This window comes from Acinetobacter sp. (genome assembly GCF_039596015.1).
GTDB lineage: Bacteria > Pseudomonadota > Gammaproteobacteria > Pseudomonadales > Moraxellaceae > Acinetobacter.
On record NZ_JBCNKN010000002.1, the window covers coordinates 305,037 to 330,502 of the forward strand.

A 25,466-nucleotide genomic window follows, 5' to 3' on the forward strand; every position below is an offset into this window, starting at 1 on the left:
CAATTTTTACAATGGATCTCAGAGATCTGCTGATAAAATAACGGCCATGCACATTCATCATTGGTGTGAAATTATGAATTACCTCAAGATAAAACCATAAAAAAACCAGCAATCATGAATGAGTTGCTGGTTTTTCATTTATTCAAACACTTATAAACCGATTAACAATACTCTTGCCACTTCATTCATCAACACTTCAGCAATATATAATGCTAAAAATGCTAAAATTGGTGATAAATCAATCATCCCCATATTTGGCATTAAACGACGAAATGGTGCAAGTAGAGGTTCTGCAAGCTCCTGAACCACCTCGATATAAGGTGAACGGGACTGGGTAAACATCACCACCCAACTTAAAATAATGGTCGCAAAAATCAGATATCGACAGATGCGAATTAATGCCTGAATCATACCCACGAAGGTATAAATAAGCAGGTAAAGAGCACTTCCTGGAGGGCTACCCGCCAAATACATCTCACCAAAATTCTTTAAAAGGCATAGAACAATAAGTAAAACCAATGCCGCCAAATTAACTCGCCCTTTACCTAAGGTTGGGAAAATTCGGCTAAAGATATCCACAATTTTTGTGGACTTCATTGTGGATAAAACGACTGGGTTATATGGATTTACTGCCGCCAATTGCATTAAGAAGCGAAAAAACACTAATAATATTGCGACATTCATCAAAATATTAAAAATTAGCGCAATATTTGCACTCATCAGCTCATTTCCTCTAATTTTTAAATTGCTGGACTTTATCGCTCAATTCCTGAGCCAACTCCTGACTCCGTTTCTGAGCAGCAGCCAATGCGGTTTGGATATTTTGAGAAATTTGCGCCCGATCAAACACTTCCAAGGCGGCCTGTGTAGTCCCATTCGGAGAGGTCACATTTTGACGTAATTCCGATGGAGATTTATCACTACTAATTGCCATTTGCGCTGCACCAAGTGCAGTTTGCAAGGTCAAGGCTGTTGCAACTTTTTCATCCAAACCTAAGTTTTTTCCTGCTCGAATCATACTTTCCATCAAATAGAAAAAATATGCAGGGCCTGAACCAGAAACAGCGGTGACTGCATCAATTTGGGACTCTCGCTCAACCCATAAGCCCAATCCTGTTGCAGCCAAAATTTGGGTTGCAAGCTGACGGTCTTCTTGAGACACGCTGCTTTCTGCATACATACCATGCGCACCAGTTTGAACCAATGCTGGTGTATTTGGCATGACTCGAACAATACGCGTAGCGCCTGTAAGTTGACGAATAAGATCAACCGTCACACCTGCCACAATCGAAATAATCAGTTTATTTTCAAATGCCCCATGTAACGGTTGTAATACATTTGCCAAAACTTGTGGTTTCACCGCTAAAATAACAACATCTGCGGGCGCAATTGCTTCAGCATTCTCAGAAAAAACCTCTATATTTTTTTCTCGTAAAATATTACGTGTTTTTTCCGATGGTGCAGAAACCCGAATTTGAGACTCAATAAACCCTCTCGAAATAAGCCCGCCAATTAAGGCCTGAGCCATATTCCCACCACCAATAAAACTAATATTACAATTTAAAGCGACACTCATATTCACGCTCGACAATGTTTTTATGACTCAGGTATCCGTTTCGGTTGCCATCCACCCAACTGACAATAAGGCGATTGAGCCAACCAGAATCCTTGAGGGGTAAATACTCCTAGAATAACATCATCTTTCAATAAAATTTGAACTTGATGACGCAACCATGGAAAAATTTGTGCCTCTTGAATTGCTTTCTTTAAAGGCCAAGTCCCAACACGACCATAGAGATGAATCTTCTCTCCACCTTGGCGTGGCTGAAGCCTTAAAGACTGTTGCAATAAGGTCGTTTCAAGCCCCATACCAGAAGTCCGTTCAATCTGATACATCCCCGAAGCAACAGAAATGTGTTGATCCAAGGAACAAAGCAATTGTATTTCTTCTGGCTTATGTCGCTGTTCTGCCAAATATTGCTGTGCTGTTAAGCGATAAACTTTTTGCTGATAACGTACAAAATAAAAAGGCTTTAAAAAGAGCATAGCTTTCGCATCTGCTTTAGATTCAATTACTTCTATTTTTAACCGTTGTACAGCATCCAGACTTGGCCGATAAACCGACTCGCCTTTCATCCAAAGCGATAAGAGCTGTCGCTGTCGTGCCTCAGATAAAGTCGCAAGTCTTGTCAGATCAAGATATTCTGTATTTCCACATTGGCGCCAGTCTTGTTGTGCAACATCAAGTAAAATTTCATTTGCATCTTGCATCAGCAGTGCTGTACGAGCCAAAGCATCCTGCATTTGAGGGAACCGCTGCTGCAAAACAGGCCATAATGTTTCCCGACACCACGCGCGGTCATAATGCTGATCTGCATTTGTCGGGTCAATAACATAAGGTATATCGAGCTGCAAAATCCACTGTTCAATTTGTTGTCGACTCATTTCCAACAACGGACGCCAAATCAGCACATCATCACGGATATCGTGACCTTGCATAGCAGACAATCCTGTAACGCCAGCACCTGAAAGTAGCCGCAATATGACCGTTTCTGCCTGATCTTGTTGATGGTGAGCCAAAACAAGTACTTCATCTTCTGCAATAATTTGCTTATATGCAGCATAACGAGCATAACGTGCTTGCTGCTCTAAATTACCTTGCGCAATTTGCACAGGCATTATCGAACATGGAATTTGAGATTGAAGACAATATTGATTGACCAGATTTCCCCAAGATGCACTCGGTACCTGAAGTTGATGGTCGATATAAACTGCGCGGACACGCTTGGGAAATAATAAAGACATCAAATGCAATAGCAACATGGAATCCATGCCGCCACTGCATCCAATAAGAAAGTTTTTTTGGGAATAACGAAGTTCAGCTTCTTTTAAGAAGCTAAACCTAAATTGCTGCTGCCAAATTTCATTAAACGTTGATAACGTGCTTCGCATCGTGCTTCTGCATCCATAGCTTGTAATTCGGCTAAAGTTGTTTTTAGCACTTCACGAAGATCATTCATGACTTGCTCAGGATGCAAGTGAGCGCCCTCACCTTCGTTTACCACAGATTCAACAATACCAATTGCTTGAAGTTTATCCGCAGTTAATGCTAACGCCTCACTTGCCTGTTCTGCTTTTTCGGCAGTTTTCCACAAAATAGAGGCACAGCCTTCTGGAGAAATAACCGAATAAATACTGTGTGACAACATAATCACACGGTCAGCAACACCAATACCAAGCGCACCACCAGAACCACCTTCACCCAACACTGTTGCAATAACAGGTACTTTTAAACGTGAAAGTTGTGCAAGGCTCGTCGCAATTGCTTCTGCTTGACCACGTTCTTCTGCACCAACACCAGGGTATGCACCCATTGTGTCAATAAAGGTCAATACAGGTAAATTAAAACGCTCTGCTAAATCAAGTAAGCGTTGCGATTTACGATAACCTTCAGGGTTTGCCATACCAAAGTTATGTTGTAAACGTTCACGAGTAGTACGACCTCGATGCTGCCCAACCACCATTACGGGTTGACCTTCAAAGCGAGCAAGACCACCAACCATTGCACCATCATCACCGAAAACACGGTCACCATGTAAAACATCGAAGTCATCAAACAGTTCACTCGCATAATCTAAGAATTGCGGGCGTTGAGGATGACGTGCGATTTGCACAGTTTTCCATGCTTTAGACTGAGCAGCTTTATTTTTCATAGGTCGAGTATTATCCTTCAATTAATCAACGAGGCGTTAATCAATAAATTTTTCCGACTGAATGACCAAATCAATATCCCAATGCTTAAATTGCTCTTGCTCATCATGCAAATCAGCAATTAACAACGGCCATTGTTTCGCATCACCAGAAACAGTTAGATGCCATTGTTGCTCATTCACAACCTTCAATTCAATGGCAGGAAGCATCTGATCACTACGACTATGATTGAGTAAAACTGCCAATCTTAAAAGTAGACTTAAATAAACTAAAGACAGCCCACCCACCTTTAAAACATCATTTTTAGTTTCAATTCGAAGCTTACGACGATGGTGTGCCACTAAATGAGATAGGTGATTTTGATCAATTTGTGAGAAACCAGGAATATCAGAATGCTGCAATAAATAAGCACCATGACGATGATAACCACCATGACTAATCGCTAAACCGATTTCATGCAAATAAGCAGCTCGACGCAATAAGTCACTGTCTTCATTCGTTAATTTCAAATCTTTAGCAACAGAATCAAACAGTTTCTGAGCCGTTGTCACCACACGTTCAGCCTGTTTTCCATCTGCATTGTAACGGCCAATTAATGCCTGAACACTACGGTCTCGAATATCTTCATGTTTAAAACGTCCCAGTAAATCATACATCACGCCCTCTCTTAAGGCGCCATCTGAATACATGAGTCGATCAATATCCAAAACTTCAAAAACAGCGTACAAAATTGCCATACCAGCTGGCAAAACTGCTCGCCTATCTTCTTTTAGCCCATCAAAATCGATGTCAGAAACATGCTTGAACTTAAGCAATCTATCTTTTAATTTTTCTAAACCTTCACGTGTGACACTTTCTTGTTCATCACTCAATCCCATATTCACCATAATCTGGCGACAAGCTTTAATTGTTCCACTCGAACCAACAACAGTGTCCCAACCTTCTTGTTTATAGGTATTTGCAATCGCAGATAATTCTTTGCAAGCCGCAACAAATGCCTTATTAAAGTTCTTAACGTTAATTTCACCATCAGGGAAATACGTTTTTGTAAATGAAACACAGCCCATTTGTAATGATTCAGTATAAATGGGTTCAAATTCCTCACCAATAATCAACTCGGTAGAACCACCACCAATATCCACCACCAAACGACGACCACCATTGGCCATAGTATGTGAAACACCTAAATAAATGAGGCGGGCTTCTTCACGTCCTGCAATAATTTCAATCGGTTTTGGTAAAATCTCGGCTGCTTTTTGGATAAATTCATGTCCATTTTTAGCCTGACGCAAAGCATTGGTTGCAACTATTCGTAAACGGTTCGGTTGAACTGAGCTTAAACGCCCCACAAAACGTGCAAGGCAAGACAATCCTCTTTGCTGTGCAGCTTCTGTTAAGTTCTTATTCTCATCCAAACCTGCTGCAAGCTGCACTTTTTCCGACATTGAAACAACTTTTTTTACTTCGCCATGATCTACACGGGCAATTGCAAGGTGAAAGCTGTTTGACCCCATATCAATGGCAGCGAGCAATTCTTCATCAATCAAAAAATCAGACATTGTGCACAAACGAATCAAATTTAATTGCCTCTAGAGTAATTCACTCGTCTGCAATTGAAAAGCGCTTTTCCCTACGAATACTAAGATTTTCAGTCGAAAAAAACAGATTATCCATATTTTCACATTTTAAATTGTTATAATATATCACCAAGCCAGCGAAAAGATATAACAGGCTCAACAACGCCATAACAAATCAAAGGGTTAAGCAAGAACCATAGCTGGAAACGATTGAGAACATCGCAATACTCCATTAGACAAAGCGTCCCTCTCTGTAGATAATCACGCAATTCTACTATGCTGTTGAAATTTGCTATGTAATACTTATATATAAGACAAGCATTTTTCAAATATACTGGAGTTCATTCATGTCAAATCTTATCAATACATCAGATGCCGACTTCCAAAATGATGTTCTAAATTCTGAAACACCAGTTCTTGTTGACTTTTGGGCAGCTTGGTGTGGTCCTTGTAAAGCCATTGCACCTGTACTTGAAGATTTATCTCGTGAATACGATGGTAAAATCAAAGTCGCAAAAGTTGATGTTACTGCAAACGAAGAAACTGCTGTGAAATACAATATTCGTAACATTCCAGCATTACTTTTGTTTAAAAATGGCGAAGTCGTTGCTCAGCAAATCGGTGCTGTACCTCGCTCAAAACTCGTTTCTTTTATTGACGAAAATATCTAATTTTCATCAATGTATTAAAATTGACGAAATACACCTATTTTTTGGTGTATTTTGTCTATCTTAAATTGACAATTTCTTCTGTGTCGCTTATATTCCAAAATCAAGAGAGCTGAAGCCTTCGGCACACGCTTTCTTAAAACACACAACACATAAGATCGCCGCTCGGCACTGCAATTGTTATCTTAACCTTCGAAACAATTAACCAGATATCTGCGTTTGTATTGTGCAATTTATTTTGCTCAGTCCTCACAGCATGCGGCTGACTTTTGCATTTTTTTATTCTCTAGATCGATACTCCAGACGTTCTTATATCAACTGACCACCTATGAATCTAACTGAACTCAAGAAAAAACCGATTGGCGAACTCATTAAAATTGCTGAGTTTATGGGCCTTGAGGGGATGGCACGTAACCGTAAACAAGATATCATCTTTGCAATTCTAAAACGTCATGCCATGAATGGCGAAGAAATCTTTGGCGATGGTGTTTTAGAAATTCTTTCCGATGGTTTCGGTTTCCTACGTTCTGCCGCTGGCTCTTATCTTGCTGGGCCTGACGACATTTATGTAAGCCCTTCTCAAATCCGTCGCTTTAACCTTCGCACAGGCGATACCATCACGGGAACTATTCGCCCGCCAAAAGAAGGCGAACGTTATTTTGCTTTATTGAAAGTTAATCAAATTAACTACGATACCCCTGAAAACTCACGTAATAAAATCTTATTTGAAAACTTAACCCCACTCTTTCCAACTGAACAATTGATCATGGAATTGGGTAATGGTTCAACTGAAGACTTAACTGCTCGTGTCGTTGACTTAATTGCACCTATTGGTAAAGGTCAGCGTTCGATTATTGTTGCTCCGCCAAAAGCGGGTAAAACCATGCTGTTACAGAACATTGCGCAATCGATTGTTCGTAATAACCCAGAAGTATTCCTTATAGTCCTTTTAATTGACGAACGTCCAGAAGAAGTGACCGAAATGGAACGTACTGTTCGTGGTGAAGTGGTTGCCTCAACTTTTGATGAAGCACCAGCCCGTCACGTTCAAGTTGCCGAAATGGTTATTGAAAAAGCCAAGCGTTTGGTTGAACACAAAAAAGATGTCGTGATCTTACTTGACTCAATCACCCGTTTAGCACGTGCTTATAACACTGTCATTCCTTCCTCTGGTAAGGTTTTAACAGGTGGTGTTGATGCACATGCACTTGAACGTCCAAAACGCTTCTTTGGCGCAGCACGTAACATTGAAGAAGGCGGCTCACTTACCATCATTTCTACTGCATTGATTGAAACAGGCAGTAAAATGGATGATGTCATTTACGAAGAATTCAAAGGTACAGGTAACCAAGAGATTACACTTGATCGCCGTATTGCTGAAAAACGTGTCTTCCCTGCCATGAACCTGAAAAAATCAGGTACACGTCGTGAAGAGCGCTTAATGAGTGAAGACAACCTCCGTAAAGTATGGATCCTGCGTAAGCTGTTACATCCAATGGATGAACTGGCAGCAATGGAGTTCTTACTTGACCGTATGAAAGAAACCAAAACCAATGACGATTTCTTTGAACAAATGAAACGTAAACAATAAATTGGGTTTTACCGTCGGTCATTTTCTATAAATGATCGGCGGGTTGACATAATTTACACTAAAATAACAAACACTTAGTTCTGATGTTACTTTCTATTTCTTGATTTCATTCCTTTATTTTTAAGCAGAATAAAACTTTTTTTATTTTGAAGTATTTAGTTCATCATTTATCCAAATATAAAATCATTTTTAATTGTTATTTTCTGTTAAAAATAAGCCGAAAATTTCGTTTTTTTTCGTTTTTTTTTGATTCTCTAGTAGTAATTCGATATGCGCAGTGATAGCATATTGACATGCCAGTTAATCTGCTCCAAGCGTTGTTACCTATCGAACGTGTAGGGATAATTAAAGCACAAACAGGTTAGCTTTGGTTTTTTTATGTCTTATGACTTAATTTGAGAGTGATGCCATGTTATTCAAAAAATTCGCTATCGTAGCTGCAGTTGCTACAACTTTAGCTTTCGTTGGTTGTGCAAAAAAATCTGCTGAAAGCACTGCTGCTTCTGCTCCAGCTTCTGAAGCTGCTGCTGCTGCATCTGAAGCGACTACTGCTGCTTCTGAAGCTACTGCTGCTGCATCTGAAGCTACTGCTGCTGCATCTGAAGCTGCTCCAGCTGCGTCTGATGCTGCTCCAGCTGCATCTGAAGCTGCTCACTAATCGATTACTCGATTTAGTAGAAAAAGGGAACCTTTTAGGTTCTCTTTTTTTATGCCCAAAATAAAGTAATCAACTTATATATTACTTTACTTTCTTACATAGCTGAATACTGCTCATTACCCTACATTACCTGTCACATCCACCTAGCTGCGTTTTCCTATCCCCTTTACCCCACATCCCATAGAATACCGCTTTACTGCTTAGATTAATGTGCCCATACGTTACGCCACTTCCTACTTTTTTTAAAAGCAAAAAAATAAGGGGGATTCATCAATCCCCCCTTATTCTCCCAAAACTAAATTTTAGTCTTGTTCAATCTCGTTACCCACACGCTGTCTAAACTTTTGTCCTGCTCGGAAAGTTACAACGCGACGTGCTGAAATCGGAATCTCTTCTCCAGTTTTTGGATTACGACCAGGACGCTGACGCTTATCACGTAGTTCGAAATTACCAAACCCCGATAGTTTAACCTGTTCGCCTGAAATTAAAGCTTGACTGATTTCATCAAAAAATAGTTCAACCATTTGTTTTGCTTCACGACGGTTTAAATTCGTTTCTGCACTTAAATGATCTGCCATTTCTGCTTTTGTTAATGCTGTCATGACGCCCTCAATGTTGCCTGATAAGTGTTTTCCAACACTTCAATAATATGATCCATACCTGACTTAATTTCAGCATCTTCTAATGTACGTGAAGGATGTTGCCATAGTAATGCAAATGCCAACGATCTCTTACCAGCCTCAACACCTTGTCCTGTATATACATCAAACAACCATGTTGAATCGAGAAGATCTCCACCAGTTTTTTGAATAAGTTGCTGAATCTCTTTTAACTCAATCTTATCACTAATTAAAAGCGCAATATCACGTCTAACCGACGGAAAACGTGATAATTCTGTAAAATTAGATACATAAGATTGCAAAACGGCCTCTTGGTCAAGTTCTGCAACCCAAGTTATGCCCAAATCAAGCTCACTTTCAAGTGATGGATGTAAGCGACCTAAATAACCGATTATTTGTCCATCGACAATAATATCAGCAGATTGTCCAGGATGTAGCCATTCACGTGTTGAGCGCTGATATTCAACTTTCACACGACCTGCTGCCAAAATCTGTTCAACCTCTCCTTTTAGATCAAAGAAGTCCATTGGTTGAGTTTTTTCATGCCATTGTTCTGGGTCTTTTGAACCCACAGCAATCAGCGCCAATGTCGGAATTTGTTTTAGATCATCAATGCTCTGTGCATTCTGATAGTCAAAACGCAAACCTAGCTCAAAGAAACGAACACGCGACTGTTGACGGTTTAGATTGTATTGCACACATGGAATCAAACTGGATAACAAGGTGCTACGCATCACCGCCAAATCACTTGAAATTGGATTTGCCAATGCCAATGGGTTTACTTGTGGATTTAACTGCTTTTCGAGTTTTAAATCGGCAAAGCTAAAGCTAATCGCTTCTTGATAGCCGAGTGTTGTAATGGTTTGACGTAATTCAGCCAAGTCAAAATGATCTTGATATTTTGCCAATTTCACATCAATTTTTGGCAAACTCATCTGGATATTGTCATAACCATGAATACGTGCAATTTCCTCAATCAGATCTTGATAAATTACCATATCATAACGGTGTGATGGCGGAACAACCAACCACTCACCAGCAGCCTTAACTGTCACGTCACAACCTAAACGCGTTAAAGCATCGGTAATAAAGTCGCTTTCAACTGCATAACCAAGTAATTGATCAACTTGATGTTGTGCCAATGTAATCGCTTCACGTTTTGGTAATTGGTCTGCTTGTTCTGCAACTGTTACAGGGCCAAATTCACCGCCTGCAATTTCTTGAATCAATTGTGATGCACGATTCATCGCCAACATTGGCAATTCAAAGTCGACACCACGTTCAAAGCGTTGTGATGAGTCTGTATGCAAACCAAAACGACGCGCACGTCCTGCAATGGCAAGCGGTGCAAAGAATGCGCTTTCAAGGAAAATATCTTGCGTATCATCTGTTACGCTTGAGTCTAGTCCCCCCATAATCCCTGCGATTGCAAGTACTTTGGCATCATCAGCAATCACCATCACATCTTCAGACAGTTCAACTTCCTGTTCATTTAACAGGGTAAGTTTTTCTTGTGCATTTGCCTGACGAACCTGAATATTGCCTTGCAGTTTTGCCAAATCAAATGCATGCATCGGTTGACCTAGCTCCATCAACACATAGTTGGTTACGTCAACCAATACGCTATGTGTACGGATACCAGAACGTGTTAATGCCTGTTCCATCCATTCAGGTGTCACAGCTTTTACATTTACATTTTTAATTACACGACCCAAATAACGTGGCGCGCCTTGTGTCGTCACCACAACTGCTTTTTCATCTGCAATCGTAGCAGTAACTTCTGTTACGTCAGGTTGAGTCACCGCAAGCTGGTTAATCACACCAATTTCTCGTGCTACTCCACGAACGCTAAAGCAGTCACCACGATTTGGCGTGATTGAAATATCAATAATATGGTCATCTAATTTCAAATATTCACGGATATTCACGCCAACAGGTGCATCTTCTGGAAGTTCGAGTAAACCATCAATTTTGTCTTCAAGATCAATCTCTGAAGCACCACACAGCATACCGTGAGATTCAACACCACGAAGTTTGCCTTTTTTGATTTTAAAATCACCCGGTAAAACAGCCCCAACGGTTGCCATAGGTGCTTTCATTCCAACACGTACATTCGGTGCGCCACAAACAATTTGTAATGGTTCGCCCGTACCGATATTGACCGTCGTTACACGTAAACGGTCTGCATCTGGATGTTGTTCAACAGTGAGAACTTCACCCACCACAACCCCCGTAAATGGTTTGGCAACAGGTGCAAGTTCATCCACTTCCAGACCTAACATGGTCAATTGTTCTGACAATGTTTCACTATCAATGGCTGGATTAACCCACGTGCGTAGCCAATTTTCGCTAATCTTCATCTCTATAAACCTTAAATCACTAAATCTTGAAAAAAATGGTTAAGCAAATTGGCGTAAGAAACGCACATCGTTTTGGTAGAACATACGCAAGTCGTTAATGCCATAACGTAACATTGCAAAACGCTCTACACCTAAACCAAACGCAAAACCTTTATATTTTTCAGGATCAATACCTGCTGCACGTAATACATTTGGATGCACCATGCCACATCCTAAAACTTCTAACCAACGACCACGCTCATCCATAATATCCACTTCGGCACTTGGTTCTGTAAATGGGAAATAAGATGGACGGAAACGTACTTTTAGATCTTTTTCAAAGAATTCATTTAACAGATTAACAAGTAAGCCTTTTAACTCAGCAAAACTGGTATTTTCTGCAACGTATAAACCTTCAATTTGATGGAACATTGGCGAATGAGTTTGGTCTGAATCGCAACGGTACACACGTCCCGGACACACAATACGAATTGGTGGCTGTGTCGTTTCCATCGTGCGGATTTGCACACCAGAGGTATGAGTACGCAACAAATGACTCGCATCGAAATAGAAAGTGTCGTGCATGGCACGTGCAGGATGGTGCCCCGGAATATTCAATGCTTCAAAGTTATGATAGTCATCTTCAACTTCAGGCCCTGTTGCAACCGTAAATCCAGCTTTAGTAAAGAACTGGCAAATACGCTCTTGCACCTGAGTCACGGGATGGATACTTCCCATACTCTGACCACGACCCGGCAAAGTAATATCAATTGTTTCGCTTGCCAGTTTTGCAGCTAATGCTTGTTGTTGTAATGTTGCTTGTCGTTCAGTTAACGCATTGTTAATTGATTCACGAACAGCATGAATTTTCGCTCCCTCAACTTTACGTTGTTCAGGATCCATTTTTCCTAAAGCTTTTGACTGCTCTGCAAGTTGGCTCTTCTTACCTGTAAACTGCACCCGTACTTGGTCAAGTGTAGCCATATCTTGTGCCGCAGCAATCGCGGCCAGTGCTTCAGTGGTCAGGGCTTCCAGTGACATAATTACTCTCAAAGCATGAATGTTAAAAAAATTTAATAAACTTTCCATTCTACCAGTTTTTAGTCGCGTTGATGAAGCTTTCCCTATGATGAAAATTGTCTAGCATACTGATTTATAAACGAGATAAAATATTCAGAGCTTAATGCAGAGAATAACTATGGCGCTTGATCCAATTTGGCAGCAACAACTGACACTTGTTTGTTATGGTAATGAGTTTTTATCTCGTGAATTCAGCATACAACAATGGAAACAACACTCCATTTTTAATCAAAACGTATTGCGGTTTAGAGATCTTCTTTCTCAGCATTTACTGGCACAACACTTTCAGGTTTGGCTCGAACATTTGAAACAACAAGGCGTGACACGTTTAAGCCTACATAGTTCTAGTCTTTTAAATGAAGAGAAAAATCCAAACCCAAATGTAGAACTGTTGCCATACGCTCATTTTATTATTAGCCATAGCCCACAAAAGGCGACAGCATGGATTTGCGGTAATGAACTTGCCGAATGGTACAGTGCAGATAATGAATATGAGTTTCCGACAGAACAGCAAATCAAGCTTCGAGTAGAAACATTATGGAGTTTTGAACTCTCGAGTAAATTGGCAAAAAAAGCTTCGGCGGACTTACAAGCCCCCGACTGGGAAAAAATTGAAGGCTATTTAAATGATGAACTCTTTCATACAACTTATGCAGCTCAATTAGAATTTCCTCAAAATCAAGATTATATTGGCAATGCTACCCTGCTACCTTCCGAGTCAAATATCCCCCAAGCATTGTTACCGCCACAGTACCATGCACAACTCGCCAATGATTTATTTTTTAAATTAAGTGCATTACAAGAACGGCTGGCTCAACAAAAACAGATTCAGCGCACTGAAGGATCGACATTGTCATCAACCGAAGAACAACGGGAAATCCAGCACTTCTCAGAAAAGGTCGATGACTTATTTGCCAAACTGATTGTCAAAATTGCAAACCATTATCAGTCGGCACAACGAAAAGTCGTTGCAACGCCGCTCGATCAAGATACAGATAATATTGTGAAGTTTAAGTCTAAACCTAGCCAAGGGCAGCATCATGTTTCAGCAAAAAATGTCATCACGCTGATTCTAGTCACGGTCATCATTTGTGTGGCTGCTTATTATTTTGGATTCTAAAAAACTCCAGAACATACAAGGATGTAGTTATGAAATCACCGTACTTTTTGTCTCTTGTACTTGGGCTAAGTTTGGGTTTTACAAACATGGGGTTTGCCCAAACGACAATCAAAGCCTCGCCAGACAACACCGAAGATGTCAATCAACACTTAAAATTTCTGTATGGAAGTTACCAACCTTATCAAAAATTTTTAAAAGATCTGCAAACAGCACTTGATCAGGACAATCGAGCAAAAGTGGCATCCATGATTCACTATCCGATTCAGATCAATATCCATAATCAAAGACATAAAATTCGATCTACTCAAGAATTTTTAAGTTATTATGACGAGATATTTGATCCGATGCTCACCCAAACCATTAAAAAACAAAGTTATAGTAATTTATTTGCAAATACGAAAGGGATTATGGTGGGGGAAAATGGTGAACTATGGTTTACAGGGTTTTGTCAGGATAAAGCCTGTAAAAAAGTAGTCGTTAAAGTGATTGCCATAAACAAATAAAAAAAGACCGCAAATGCGGTCTTTTTTCGAATCTCTAAGCTTATGCAGCTAAAGCAGATTTAGCTTTTTCAGCCAAAGCAGCGAAAGCAATTGCATCATGCATAGCGATGTCAGCTAATACGCGACGGTCGATGATCACTTGAGCTTTTTTCAAGCCATCGATCATGCGGCTGTAAGACAAGCCGTTTTGACGAGCACCAGCGTTAATACGCGCAATCCATAAAGCACGGAATTGACGTTTTTTCTGACGACGGTCACGGTACGCATATTGACCAGCTTTGATTACCGCTTGGAACGCTACGCGATAAACGCGTGAACGAGCACCATAGTAACCTTTAGCACGAGCAAGAATTTTTTTGTGACGACGATGAGCCACTACACCACGTTTTACACGAGCCATTTATAAATCTCCTTAGATGTATGGGCACATACGACGAACTGAAGCAACGTCACTTACGTGAACCATTACACAGCCGCGCAATTGACGAATACGCTTAGCAGATTTTTTGGTCAAAATGTGGCGTTTGAACGCTTGTTTGCGTTTGAAACCGTTTGCAGTCGCTTTGAAGCGTTTAGCTGCACCACGGCGAGTTTTTAGCTTAGCCATAGTAACCTCTTTTAAGCACCTGTTCGGCATGTTTGCACCATTGCAAATCAACCTGCAGGTAAGGAAGGCGACATTTTATAGTAAACGAGCATAAAAAAAAAGCATTTTGCTGTTTAATTTAAAATTAGACTAAATCGAGTTCTTTGCGGATCAACTGCCATAAATTTTGATGAGATCTTTTAAAAAATCCCATATGTCCAATATATGGATGCCGCCATGCTTCAGGCTCAAGTCGAATCGTCTTTTTCTGTGCTTGTGGATATAAACGTAATAAATCTTCAACATTAGCCTGCGTTGCAATTTCATCATCCGAGGCGTAAATGATTGTCATGGGGATTGTAATTTGAGAATGAAAATCCTCAGAAATCGTTTTTCCTATTGCATTTTCAATATATCCCGCATGCTTACAAAACGCTCGCCATTGATTTGCAACATTTTTAGGTAAATTCTCCCCCATACCCAAGATCTGTATTGCCCCATATCCCATAAAATAGTTAGAAATTGGAAAAATAAAATCAAACATGACAGGCGCTAAAATTTTGGTCTTGCCTTTTAATTTTTTGACATAACCTGTTGATGCAGCAACCCCGATGAACTTAGCCACTTTGCCATAATTGGGCACAACGCCCAGTAGCTGCCCACCAGCACTATGTCCAATTAAAATTACTTGTGTTTGTTGCGTTTTCGCCAATACATAGTCAATTGCAGCAGGAATATCCAGCATCCCCCAATCTTGAATACTGGCTTGGGAGTTTTTAAGCTTTCCATGTAAAGATTTTCCAATTCCCCGAAAATCAAATGTCAGAACATCAAAGCCTTGTGCTGCAAGCCAACAAGCAAAATGCTGATAAAATTTTTGCAAAATGCCAGTTGCAGGACAAATCAAAATTGGTAATTTTTGTGAAAATTCGCCCGCATGTGGATAAAAACAACCACCAAGCTGATAACCATCCTGACAATAAATTGAAACTGACTCTGAATTCCCTTGCATTGTACGTTCCAAACAAAACAATGATCATCAATATACAACGATAGATAAAATCATTGTTTGATAAAGCCTGACCGATCTGGTCATATTTTTAGCTGCCAAAAATCATTATTTTTATGCAAAAATCTCAAATTATGAGAGAAATTAAACCTATACAACGCTATACTCATTTTCTTTATCGCCAGATTCTACTCTTATGCATTCAGAACAGAGTCCTTTTGCAGCATTACGTTATCGAGATTTTTCGATTATTACGCTGAATCAACTTTGCTTAACGCTAGGCATTCTGATTCAGGAAGTCATTGTTGGATATAGTCTTTATCAAATCACCAAAGACCCTCTAACCCTCGGGATGATTGGTTTAGCCGAAGCCATTCCATTTATTGGATTGTCATTATGGGGCGGTTATTTTGCTGATAAGTTTAATAAGCAAACCATTATGAAAATTTGCCTATTTTTCTCGTTCCCTCTCCCGATTGTGCTATGGCTTTTGTTTCATGCTTATGGGCTTCAACATATTTCTGTCAATGGATTAAGCTGGGGAATTTATGCCGTTATTTTCTGTTTTGGGTTAATCCGTGGTTTTTACTCGCCTGCGGCAACATCGCTAAAACCATTTTTAATTCCACGCGAGTTGTATACCAACGGTGCAACATGGACAACGATTGGTTGGCAAAGTGGCGTGATTTTAGGCCCAATGCTTGGCGGTTTTATGTTGGCTTTTTTAGGCAGAGAAACCAGTTTATGGGCGGTTGCGATTCTTCTATTTATTTGCTTTTGTCTGGTTAATCTTTTACAAAAACGTGAGTTTCCGACATTACAACATGAAAATATTTGGGAAAGTATTCGTGAAGGATTCCAGTTTATATGGAACACCAAAATTGTCCTTTGGTCTATTTCACTTGATTTAGCATCGGTTCTTTTTGGTGGTGTGGTTGCACTTTTGCCAATTTTTGCTTCAGATATCTTAAAAATAGGCCCAGAAGGTCTCGGTTTGCTTCGTGCTGCACCATCTATTGGTGCGCTTCTGACCATGCTAGCATTAACCCGTTTTCCACCAACTCAACATGCTTGGCGGAATATGTTGCTCGCTGTTGTTGGTTTTGGTTTATTTACGTTAGTCTTTGCTTTTTCCCAACATCTTTGGTTGTCACTGTTTTCTTTAGCAATGACAGGCGCATGTGACAGTGTATCGGTTGTGATTCGCCAAACCATTTTACAGCTTTATCCGCCTGAAAATATGCGAGGTCGAGTGGCCGCTGTAAATGGCATGTTTGTTTCATCAAGCAACGAGCTTGGTGCGTTTGAATCGGGTCTGGCGGCAAAATATATGGGAACAATCACAGCAACCATTTTTGGTGGCTGCATGACCTTATTGGTTGTGGCATTTTGCTACTTTAAAACCTCAGAGCTATTTAAAGTCGATGTCACCAAAAACTCAGAACATTAATCAAAATCAAGGGGCGACCATAGTGTTACCCCTTCATTGATAAAGTAAGAATGCAGCATAAATAAATAGATAACGCCCTAGCTTAGCGATAGTCACCAAAACTAAAAAACGCATAAAGTTTTCTTTTAAAACGCCAGCAACCAGTGTGATCGGGTCGCCAATCACGGGCAACCAACTCAATAAGAGGGAATAAAATCCATAACGATGATAGATATTTTGTGCCTTTAGCAGATGTTTTTCGGACACAGGAAACCATTTTTTATGCTTATAATGCTCAAGTTTTATGCCTAACCACCAATTCACACAAGAACCCAATACATTTCCAATGGTTGCAACCAGTAATAACCCAACGGCAGCATGGGGCTTTAAAACAAGAAGTGAAAATAAAACCGCCTCTGATTGAAGCGGTAATAGTGTTGCAGCACCAAACGCACAAATAAATAAAGTGATATACCCCATCATGGAAAAAACATCAGCACTATCATTTCACCCTTCACTTTATTTGTAGCTTCAGCCAGATTGTTAAAACATTATGCAAGCTGAATAGACAATGCTTTTTGCACCGCAGGTCTGGCCTGAATACGTTCGATATAGGCTTTTACATTTGGAAATTCATCCAAATCGATACTCTGCCATTCATAGCGCAATAACCACGGGACTATCGCCATATCCGCAATGGAATAATCACCGGCGACATAGTTTTGTCCAACAAGCTGTTTGTCTAAAACACCATATAAACGCTTTGTTTCAGTCACATAACGCTGAATGGCATAAGGAATTTTTTCTTTGGCAAATTTATTAAAGTGATGGTTCTGCCCAAGCATCGGCCCCAGCCCTCCCATTTGCCACATCAACCATTGTTCAACCTCAACACGAGATTGCTCATCTGTTGGATAAAATAAGCCTGTTTTTCGACCTAAATATTGCAAAATTGCGCCCGACTCAAACACAGAGATGGGTTTTTGTTGCGGCCCGTTCTGATCCACAATGGCAGGGATTTTATTGTTTGGGGAAATATTTAAAAAATCTGGCTGAAACTGGTCATTTTCTAAAATATTGATAGGGAAAATCTGATATTCAAGACCCATCTCTTCAAGTGCAATCGTGATTTTATGGCCATTGGGAGTTCCCCAATAATAGAGGTCAATCATGTCAATTCCTTTATTTTATTTTCAAACCGATTGAAAGTCTTCGCTGTTATATCATGAATTTTTCAAAGCAATCAGCCATCTCACTAAAAAATACAAAAACTCAGATTTGATGCTTAATTAGAAGATACATGTTTTGACTTAAATTTGCCTGAAATAAAAATAATATGGTCTATTAAATATCAATACTTCTACCTGTATTCTTAGAAAACAGTTGGCTGTATCTTATGCGTTGCATTGCCATCAAAACCGACTCTGAATGTCGCAGTTTTTTTTGAGGTTAGATCAATCTGTAATTCAACAATTCCACCACCACAAATACCTTGAGGCACAGAACTAATAATATGTTGCTCAGGTGATAGATATATCATGATCTTTTCAGACATCCTTAAGTTCGCAACAGGGCTTCCATCAATTAAGATTTGCGTTGTACACGCTGATCCAACATAGCCTTGATCTCGTTTTATTATTACAAATACTTTGCTGTCATCTTTAATAAGATAACGACTATTTAAAATTCTTTTATTCGGGACGTTTTTTGCATTTTCATTAGTTACAGGTTTAATTGCACACCCAGTTATCAATAAGATAAACAAGGCTAAGTAAATATTTTTTAGCATAACTAAAAACCCAAACTATATTTTTATTAAAACTATTTTTTACATACAAACGTATAGAGATCATATTTACTAGAACCAACAACCAGATCATACCATGCAGTTGGATTAGGCTTAATTGCTTTTGCTGATACCTCACTATATCCAATTTCTTGAATTTGCTTAGTTTTACAATTTACTTTTGCGGAGGTATATCCCACACTATCAACACCGACTCTTTTATGTAGGGTAGAAACAATATTTCCAGATTTTGATTGTCGAATTAAATAATATCGACCTTTGTCACCAGGAACACTTCTTGGAATCAAAACATCAGCAAATAACTGACTAGAGATAAAAAACATAGTAAATACAAACAATATTTTATTCATACAATTTCCTACTAAAAAGTTTTAATATGCCAGTTAATAATTTAATTTTTTTAAATATATCATTTATTAGCTGTGATAAAACAGGTAATTCAAAACCCTCCATTGAACTTAAGAAGTTAGCATAAGATAGAAGTTAAAGTTTATGTAATGATAATAAAAATAAATCTATTTATATTAATAACTTACATAATAAAAAAGCACTGTCATGACTGACAGTGCTTTTTTACATCAAACAGAGATATTACTTTTTCTTTTTAGGTCCAAGTAACATACCCATTTGGCGACCTTCCATTTTTGGCGCTTGCTCTACGACACCGTATTCAGATACATCACCCTCAACTTTTTGTAATTGAGCGAGACCTAACTGTTGGTGTGCCATTTCACGACCACGGAAACGTAAAGTAATTTTTACTTTGTTTCCTTCTTCCAAGAAGCGAATGATCGCACGAAGCTTAACTTGGTAATCTCCGATATCTGTTGCAGGACGCAACTTGATTTCTTTCACTTGCACCTGATGTTGCTTTTTCTTCGCTTCTTTTTGCTTTTGTTTCAGGTCAAACAAGTGTTTGTTGAAATCCATGATTTTACAAACAGGTGGCTCTGCATTTGCAACAATCTCAACAAGATCAAGATCGACTTCTTCTGCAGCTCGTAATGCTTCAGCAAGTGAAACAATTCCTTTTTGCTCCCCATCTGCATCAATGAGCCGTACTTCTTTCGCACGAATCTCAGTGTTTAATGCAGGACGATTGTTCTTACCACCTTGTTGTTGGTTACGTTCAGGCTGTTTAATCTTTCTTACTCCACAATGTACCGGCCACGTTCGGCTACGGCAGACTTCACTAGGTCAACGAATGCGTCAATTGACATAGTACCTAAATTTTTTCCTGAGCGAGTACGAACATTAACAGTACCTTCTTCTACTTCACGGTCACCAAGAACCAAAAGGTACGGAATACGCTCAAGTGTACGCTCACGAATCTTAAAGCCGATTTTCTCATTTCTCAAGTCTGAAATTGCACGAAGGCCATTTTCTTTGAGTTTCGCCACAACTTGTTCACATGCTTGTGCTTGAGAATCTGTAATATTCATGACACACGCTTGAATTGGTGTTAACCAAGGTGGCATAAAACCGGCATAATGTTCAATAAGTATACCAATAAAACGCTCAAAACTGCCAAGAATTGCACGATGCAACATAACAGGTTGATCTCGTTCATTATCTTCTGTCACAAAAGAAGCATCTAAACGCTCTGGTAAGTTAAAGTCACATTGAATTGTACCGCATTGCCATACACGTCCAAGACAATCTTTTAAAGAGAATTCAATTTTTGGACCATAGAACGCACCTTCGCCTGGTTGTTCTTGCCATTCCAGACCTGCTGCATCTAACGCATCTGCCAATGACTTCTCTGCGATATCCCAAAGTGCATCATCACCCACACGTTTTTCTGGACGAGTAGAGAGTTTCATTTGGACTTCTTCAAAGCCAAAGTCTTTATAAACATCCAAAGTCAATTTAATGAAGTCTGCAACTTCCTGACCAATTTGTTCTTTGGTACAGAAAATATGTGCATCATCCTGAGTAAAGCCACGAACACGCATGATCCCGTGTAAAGAACCTGATGGTTCATTACGATGACAAGAACCAAATTCGGCTAAACGAATTGGTAGGTCACGGTAAGATTTTAAGCCCTGATTGAACACTTGTACGTGACATGGGCAGTTCATTGGTTTTACTGCATAGTTGCGGTTTTCTGAATGCGTTGTAAACATGTTTTCAGCATAGTTTGCTGCATGTCCAGAGCGTTCCCACAAAGAAAAATCAACAATTTGCGGTGTACGAACTTCTTGGTAACCATGATCCTGTTGTACTTTACGCATATATTGCTCAAGTACTTGATAAATCGTCCAACCATTTGGATGCCAGAACACCATACCTGGTGCTTCTTCTTGCATATGGAACAAATCTAAGGCTTTACCAATTTTACGATGGTCACGTTTTTCAGCTTCTTCAATACGTGTGATATACGCAGCAAGCTGTTTTTTATCGGCCCAAGCAGTACCGTAAATACGTTGTAACTGTTCGTTTTTCGCATCTCCGCGCCAGTAAGCACCAGAGATTTTTGTTAATTTAAAGTTTTTTAAGAATTTGGTATTTGGAACATGTGGGCCACGACACATGTCCACATATTCTTGATGATAATACAGCCCCATTGCGGTTTCATCTGGCATATCATCAATTAAACGTAATTTATAGCTTTCACCACGTTCTGTGAATACTTTGATTACATCTTCACGTGGTGTCATTTTTTTGATGACATCATAGTCTAGATCAATCAATTGTTTCATACGTGCTTCAATCGCTGCCATGTCATCTAATGTGAATGGTTTCGGACTGAAAATATCGTAATAAAAACCTTCTTCAATGACAGGTCCAATCACCATTTGTACGTCTGGGAACAATTGTTTTACTGCATGTCCAACCAAATGTGCAGATGAATGGCGAATGATCTCAAGACCTTCTTCATCTTTTGGTGTAATAATTTGAACTGTAGCGTCTTCGGTGATTAAGTCACATGCATCAACCAAGCGACCATTTACACGACCTGCAACCGTGTTTTTCGCAAGTCCAGGCCCAATACTTTGAGCGACTTCCATAACAGATACAGGTTGATCAAAAGTTTTTTGATCGCCATTTGGCAATGTGATAATTGGCATAATTAAATCCTTAAGGAGTGATGCCCCATACATCGGAGCATATCACCGCGAGATTAATATCGAGGAAAACCTCAAAATAAAAACGGTGGGGTAAAAAATCCCCTACAATTTTACACGTCTTAACCAATTTAAGGAACCTCTGTCACAACATAAGCGACGAATCAATCACTTCATTTCATTATTTTTTTGCATTTTTAAAAATAATGACTCATCGACAGTTTAAGACTAAAGCACAACAGATTTTTGTTCATTCATTCGCCTACTCTTGGGTAAAGGATAAATTTCATAAAACAAGAAGACCAATAGGAGTAATGACATGGCTGTCAGTGCATATGATACGTTACCAAAAACTCAGGCAAATTTTGTCGCATTATCCCCGCTGCGTTATTTAGAACGGGCTGCCCATATTTACCCACAGCAACCTGCAATTATTCACGGTTCAAAGCGCATTACATGGCGGGAAAAGTATAATCGTTGTCGGCAATTTGCAGAACAGCTACAAAAACTGGGTGTCGGTAAGAATGATACTGTTTCGGTGCTGCTTCCCAATACGCCAGCCATGATTGAAGCGCACTTTGCTGTTCCTATGACAGGTGCTGTTTTAAATACCTTAAATACTCGGCTAGATGCAAAAACCTTGGCTTTTATGCTTGATCATGCCGAAAGTAAAGTACTCTTGGTCGATAGTGAATTTTCAACTTTGGCACAAGAGGCGCTGGCACAAATCCATCATCCAGTGATCATTATTGATGTTCATGACAATGAATATCAGGGGATGGTTCAGGATATTGGATTTATTGAATATGAAGCATGGTTAGCTGAGGGAAACCCTGACTTTGAATGGCATTTACCCCAAGATGAATGGGATGCCATCAGCCTCAATTATACCTCTGGTACGACAGGAAATCCGAAAGGTGTGGTCTATCATCATCGCGGGGCATATATTAATGCTGCAAGCAATATCATTGCCTGTGGGATGACCCCACGCGCCACTTATCTATGGACACTTCCGCTATTTCACTGCAATGGCTGGTGTTTTGCATGGACAATGGCCGCCAACGGTGGTACCAGTATTTGCCTACGCAAAGTAGATGCTGAACTGGTGTTTAAGCTTATCGCTGAACATAAAGTCGATTATTTTTGTGGTGCGCCGATTGTCCTGTCAATGCTCATTAACACACCTAAAGAAAAACAAATTACATTTGAGCATCGTGTCGAAGTAATGGTGGCGGGGGCAGCCCCACCTGCTGCAATTATCGAAGGAATGCACGATATTGGCATCAGTCTCACACATGTTTATGGTTTGACTGAAACATACGGCCCTTCTGCCTTATGTGCATCGCAAGCGGGATGGCATGATCTGTCCATTCAGGAACAAGCTCAACTTCACTCCAGACAAGGCGTGCCTTATCCGTTACAAGATGGTATGAAAGTTCTTGATCCTGAAACCATGCAGCCCGTTCCTCATGATGGTCAAACCATGGGCGAAATCATGTTCCGTGGCAATATTGTCATGAAGGGCTATCTTAAAAATCAGGAAGCCACTGAGCAGGCTTTTGCGGGAGGATGGTTTCATACGGGTGATTTGGCTGTTTGTCAGCCTGATGGTTATGCAAAAATTATGGATCGTTCAAAGGATCTGATTATTTCAGGTGGAGAAAATATTTCATCATTGGAAATTGAAGATGTTCTGTATCAGCATCCTGCTGTTTTAATTGCTGCCGTTGTGGCCAAACCAGACCCTTATTGGCAAGAGGTTCCCTGTGCATTTATTGAATTAAAAACGGGTTATGAAGCAACGCCTGAACAGCTCATCGAACACTGTAAACAGCATCTTGCACGTTATAAACTCCCTAAAGATGTTGTGATTGCTGAAATTCCCAAAACATCAACAGGAAAACTACAAAAATTCATCTTGCGAGAATGGGCAAAACAACGTGCTGAACAGCAAAACCAATAAATTAAAATAAAACAGCGACCAATTTGGTCGCTGTTTTTTATCTCGCTTTGCCCTGATCTGACAATAACGCAACTTGCTGAACATAGTTCATAATTCTCTGACGTGCTACGTACAGCTCTTCAGGTGTTGCTTCCAAGCCTTTATCACGATGATAGCGCAATACATGCTGACGCAAGGTATGTTTATCCGTTGCATTATATTGTTTGCTAAATTCGTGAAGTGCACTGTCCCCCTGTTCGATCATACGATCAACCCAGCGTTCTAATTGTGCTTGCTTTTTAATGCCTTGTTGCGGTGTCAAATAAGACAAAATAACGGTTTCATCTTCATTCCGTAAGAGTTTTCCAATACGCTGGAATTGTCTACGGCGCGCTTCAAAAGATGAAATTGATTGAACATCAAGCAAAGCATCAATCAAGCGTTCTTCAACAGGAAGCTGTTGAATTTGCTTGGTTGAAAGTTTGGCTAACTGTTCACCTAAAGCTGCCATGCGTTGCACCGCTTTTTTTTGTTCGGTTTTACTCGCACGACCTTCTAAGGCGTCAAAATCATCATCGGTATAGCGTTGTTGCGGACGTCGTGCCACGTTTAATCTGCCTCATAAAATTTTGCGACAAAAAGCGCCTGAACTTCCTCGAGCGCTTTTTCTTCATCTGAACCATCAATCACTAGGCGTAAAGTTGTTCCTTTACCTGCACCTAGCATCAGCAAGGCCATGATATTCTTAGCATCGATTAACTTATCACCCTTACCAATTTGGATAGAAGAGCGAAATTTTGTGGTTACTTCAATGAGTTTGCCAGAGGCACGTGCATGTAAACCAAGTTTGTTAATTACATCTACTGTTGTGTCAATCATGACCAATGCTTCATTTCTCTATGTAAAACCTGAATCGACCAATCATCCGCCTCAAGCGCTTTTTTAAGTCGATCCACCATATAAACCGAGCGGTGTTGTCCACCTGTACAACCGATTGACACTGTAATGTAATGTCTATGCCCTTCTGCAAAAGCAGGTAGCCATTTCGCTAAAAACTGGTAAATATCTTCAAACATATGGGTCGTCTGTTCAAAGTCACTTAAAAATTTCTGTACAGGCGCATCCAAACCCGAAAGTCTACGCAATTCCAAATCCCAATGTGGGTTTGGTAAATGTCGGACATCAAATACATAATCGGCATCTAATGGAATGCCATGCTTATAGCCAAAAGATTGTAAAATCACAATCAAATTGTCACTTTGCCCAAGCCTAGATAATAATGTGTGTTTTAAGTCATGTACACTTTTATCTGTCGTATCGATATTCACTGTCGCACGGAGTTGAATCGGAAGCAGTAATCCTTTTTCTTCCTGAATACATTCATGCAAGCTCGTCCAGCGCCCTGCAAGTGGATGCGGGCGACGTGATGCACTAAAACGTGCAATCAATTCCTGATCTTGCGTGGTCAGATAAATAATATCGACTGAACCATATTTTTGTAGTTGTTCAAAAACCTGATCAAATTCCTGCAAATCAGCTCGGGTACTGCGTACATCCACCCCCAATGCCAGTTGCTCGAGGTTATTTTCCTGATCAAGCTTCCCTACAATTTCGGGCAGTAGCGCCAACGGTAAATTATCAATACAATAATAACCCAAATCTTCAAGAACCTGTAAAGCCGAAGATTTTCCAGAGCCAGATTGACCTGTGACAATTAGAATCCGTTTCATGACGATACTACTCTCATTGTATTATAAA

Annotated in this window: 27 protein-coding genes; 7 read left to right on the forward strand and 20 right to left on the reverse strand. The window is 39.9% G+C overall.

Annotated features, from left to right (window positions below):
- Positions 1–150: 150 nt before the first annotated feature.
- Genes ABDV70_RS03165 through ppx form a run of 5 tightly spaced genes read right to left on the reverse strand, consistent with a single transcriptional unit; the run spans position 151 to position 5,270 of the window.
- Positions 151–720 carry a YggT family protein gene (locus ABDV70_RS03165; RefSeq protein ID WP_343595345.1) on the reverse strand — a complete coding sequence of 190 codons (570 nt, stop codon included), beginning with the start codon at positions 718–720 and terminating at the stop codon, positions 151–153.
- Between the two features lie 13 nt (positions 721–733).
- Entirely contained in the window at positions 734–1,576 is an 843-nt protein-coding gene (gene proC, locus ABDV70_RS03170; protein ID WP_343595347.1) for a pyrroline-5-carboxylate reductase, read from the reverse strand.
- 20 nt (positions 1,577–1,596) lie between these two features.
- Entirely contained in the window at positions 1,597–2,952 is a 1,356-nt protein-coding gene (gene tilS / locus ABDV70_RS03175) for a tRNA lysidine(34) synthetase TilS (RefSeq protein ID WP_343595349.1), read from the reverse strand.
- A complete protein-coding gene (locus tag ABDV70_RS03180) occupies positions 2,889–3,713 on the reverse strand; it encodes an acetyl-CoA carboxylase carboxyltransferase subunit alpha (protein WP_343595351.1) in 825 nt (274 codons plus the stop codon). The genes tilS and ABDV70_RS03180 overlap by 64 nt, the downstream gene beginning before the upstream one ends.
- Before the next feature lie 36 nt (positions 3,714–3,749).
- Complete coding sequence (ppx, locus tag ABDV70_RS03185) at positions 3,750–5,270, reverse strand: exopolyphosphatase (RefSeq protein ID WP_343595353.1); 1,521 nt, start codon at positions 5,268–5,270, stop codon at positions 3,750–3,752.
- Between the two features lie 365 nt (positions 5,271–5,635).
- On the opposite strand from ppx, the gene trxA reads away from it, so the two are divergent.
- From trxA to ABDV70_RS03200, 3 genes are all read left to right on the forward strand, one after another.
- A complete protein-coding gene (trxA, locus tag ABDV70_RS03190) occupies positions 5,636–5,959 on the forward strand; it encodes a thioredoxin (protein ID WP_343595355.1) in 324 nt (107 codons plus the stop codon).
- A gap of 325 nt (positions 5,960–6,284) precedes the next feature.
- On the forward strand, positions 6,285–7,547 hold the full coding sequence (gene rho / locus ABDV70_RS03195; RefSeq protein WP_324625883.1) for a transcription termination factor Rho: 1,263 nt from the start codon (positions 6,285–6,287) through the stop codon (positions 7,545–7,547).
- 409 nt (positions 7,548–7,956) lie between these two features.
- On the forward strand, positions 7,957–8,205 hold the full coding sequence (locus tag ABDV70_RS03200; RefSeq protein ID WP_343595358.1) for a hypothetical protein: 249 nt from the start codon (positions 7,957–7,959) through the stop codon (positions 8,203–8,205).
- Between the two features lie 302 nt (positions 8,206–8,507).
- Here ABDV70_RS03200 and ABDV70_RS03205 read toward each other — a convergent pair whose 3' ends face one another.
- Genes ABDV70_RS03205 through pheS form a run of 3 tightly spaced genes read right to left on the reverse strand, consistent with a single transcriptional unit; the run spans position 8,508 to position 12,205 of the window.
- Positions 8,508–8,807, reverse strand: coding sequence for an integration host factor subunit alpha (locus ABDV70_RS03205; protein WP_343595359.1), 300 nt, complete (start codon positions 8,805–8,807; stop codon positions 8,508–8,510).
- A complete protein-coding gene (gene pheT, locus ABDV70_RS03210) occupies positions 8,804–11,185 on the reverse strand; it encodes a phenylalanine--tRNA ligase subunit beta (RefSeq protein ID WP_343595360.1) in 2,382 nt (793 codons plus the stop codon). Before pheT ends, ABDV70_RS03205 begins: the two co-directional genes overlap by 4 nt.
- Positions 11,186–11,224: 39 nt before the next feature.
- On the reverse strand, positions 11,225–12,205 hold the full coding sequence (gene pheS / locus ABDV70_RS03215) for a phenylalanine--tRNA ligase subunit alpha (RefSeq protein ID WP_343595361.1): 981 nt from the start codon (positions 12,203–12,205) through the stop codon (positions 11,225–11,227).
- Positions 12,206–12,362: 157 nt separating this feature from the next.
- On the opposite strand from pheS, the gene ABDV70_RS03220 reads away from it, so the two are divergent.
- Together ABDV70_RS03220 and ABDV70_RS03225 are read left to right on the forward strand one after the other, a co-directional pair.
- On the forward strand, positions 12,363–13,364 hold the full coding sequence (locus tag ABDV70_RS03220) for a hypothetical protein (RefSeq protein ID WP_343595362.1): 1,002 nt from the start codon (positions 12,363–12,365) through the stop codon (positions 13,362–13,364).
- A gap of 29 nt (positions 13,365–13,393) precedes the next feature.
- Complete coding sequence (locus ABDV70_RS03225) at positions 13,394–13,867, forward strand: hypothetical protein (RefSeq protein ID WP_343595363.1); 474 nt, start codon at positions 13,394–13,396, stop codon at positions 13,865–13,867.
- Between the two features lie 40 nt (positions 13,868–13,907).
- Here the strand turns inward: ABDV70_RS03225 and rplT are convergent, their stop codons facing one another.
- From rplT to ABDV70_RS03240, 3 genes are all read right to left on the reverse strand, one after another.
- Positions 13,908–14,267 (reverse strand): 50S ribosomal protein L20, encoded by a 360-nt coding sequence (gene rplT, locus ABDV70_RS03230; RefSeq protein WP_343595365.1) that lies wholly within the window; start codon positions 14,265–14,267, stop codon positions 13,908–13,910.
- 12 nt (positions 14,268–14,279) lie between these two features.
- Positions 14,280–14,474, reverse strand: a complete 195-nt coding sequence (gene rpmI / locus ABDV70_RS03235; protein WP_001096359.1) for a 50S ribosomal protein L35 — start codon at positions 14,472–14,474, stop codon at positions 14,280–14,282.
- A gap of 124 nt (positions 14,475–14,598) precedes the next feature.
- Positions 14,599–15,465, reverse strand: a complete 867-nt coding sequence (locus ABDV70_RS03240) for an alpha/beta fold hydrolase (protein ID WP_343595367.1) — start codon at positions 15,463–15,465, stop codon at positions 14,599–14,601.
- Between the two features lie 193 nt (positions 15,466–15,658).
- Between ABDV70_RS03240 and ABDV70_RS03245 the strand changes: the two genes are divergently transcribed.
- Positions 15,659–16,912, forward strand: coding sequence for an MFS transporter (locus ABDV70_RS03245; RefSeq protein WP_343595368.1), 1,254 nt, complete (start codon positions 15,659–15,661; stop codon positions 16,910–16,912).
- Positions 16,913–16,945: 33 nt separating this feature from the next.
- Here the strand turns inward: ABDV70_RS03245 and ABDV70_RS03250 are convergent, their stop codons facing one another.
- The 6 genes from ABDV70_RS03250 to thrS all read right to left on the reverse strand — a co-directional run bounded on the left by ABDV70_RS03250 (position 16,946) and on the right by thrS (position 21,769).
- Positions 16,946–17,374 (reverse strand): YqaA family protein, encoded by a 429-nt coding sequence (locus ABDV70_RS03250; protein WP_343595370.1) that lies wholly within the window; start codon positions 17,372–17,374, stop codon positions 16,946–16,948.
- Positions 17,375–17,442: 68 nt separating this feature from the next.
- On the reverse strand, positions 17,443–18,063 hold the full coding sequence (locus tag ABDV70_RS03255) for a glutathione binding-like protein (protein WP_343595371.1): 621 nt from the start codon (positions 18,061–18,063) through the stop codon (positions 17,443–17,445).
- Between the two features lie 200 nt (positions 18,064–18,263).
- Complete coding sequence (locus ABDV70_RS03260; RefSeq protein ID WP_343595373.1) at positions 18,264–18,680, reverse strand: hypothetical protein; 417 nt, start codon at positions 18,678–18,680, stop codon at positions 18,264–18,266.
- Positions 18,681–18,712: 32 nt separating this feature from the next.
- Entirely contained in the window at positions 18,713–19,048 is a 336-nt protein-coding gene (locus tag ABDV70_RS03265) for a hypothetical protein (RefSeq protein ID WP_343595375.1), read from the reverse strand.
- Between the two features lie 241 nt (positions 19,049–19,289).
- Entirely contained in the window at positions 19,290–19,841 is a 552-nt protein-coding gene (infC, locus tag ABDV70_RS03270; RefSeq protein WP_343595487.1) for a translation initiation factor IF-3, read from the reverse strand.
- Positions 19,842–19,846: 5 nt separating this feature from the next.
- A complete protein-coding gene (thrS, locus tag ABDV70_RS03275; protein ID WP_343595376.1) occupies positions 19,847–21,769 on the reverse strand; it encodes a threonine--tRNA ligase in 1,923 nt (640 codons plus the stop codon).
- Between the two features lie 316 nt (positions 21,770–22,085).
- Between thrS and ABDV70_RS03280 the strand changes: the two genes are divergently transcribed.
- Positions 22,086–23,729 carry an acyl-CoA synthetase gene (locus ABDV70_RS03280; protein WP_343595377.1) on the forward strand — a complete coding sequence of 548 codons (1,644 nt, stop codon included), beginning with the start codon at positions 22,086–22,088 and terminating at the stop codon, positions 23,727–23,729.
- A gap of 37 nt (positions 23,730–23,766) precedes the next feature.
- Here the strand turns inward: ABDV70_RS03280 and yjgA are convergent, their stop codons facing one another.
- The 3 genes from yjgA to rapZ are packed head-to-tail and all read right to left on the reverse strand — an operon-like array spanning position 23,767 to position 25,438.
- Positions 23,767–24,315, reverse strand: coding sequence for a ribosome biogenesis factor YjgA (yjgA, locus tag ABDV70_RS03285; RefSeq protein WP_343595379.1), 549 nt, complete (start codon positions 24,313–24,315; stop codon positions 23,767–23,769).
- 2 nt (positions 24,316–24,317) lie between these two features.
- Complete coding sequence (locus tag ABDV70_RS03290) at positions 24,318–24,587, reverse strand: HPr family phosphocarrier protein (RefSeq protein WP_343595381.1); 270 nt, start codon at positions 24,585–24,587, stop codon at positions 24,318–24,320.
- Entirely contained in the window at positions 24,584–25,438 is an 855-nt protein-coding gene (gene rapZ / locus ABDV70_RS03295; RefSeq protein WP_343595382.1) for an RNase adapter RapZ, read from the reverse strand. Before rapZ ends, ABDV70_RS03290 begins: the two co-directional genes overlap by 4 nt.
- Between the last annotated feature and the right edge of the window lie 28 nt (positions 25,439–25,466).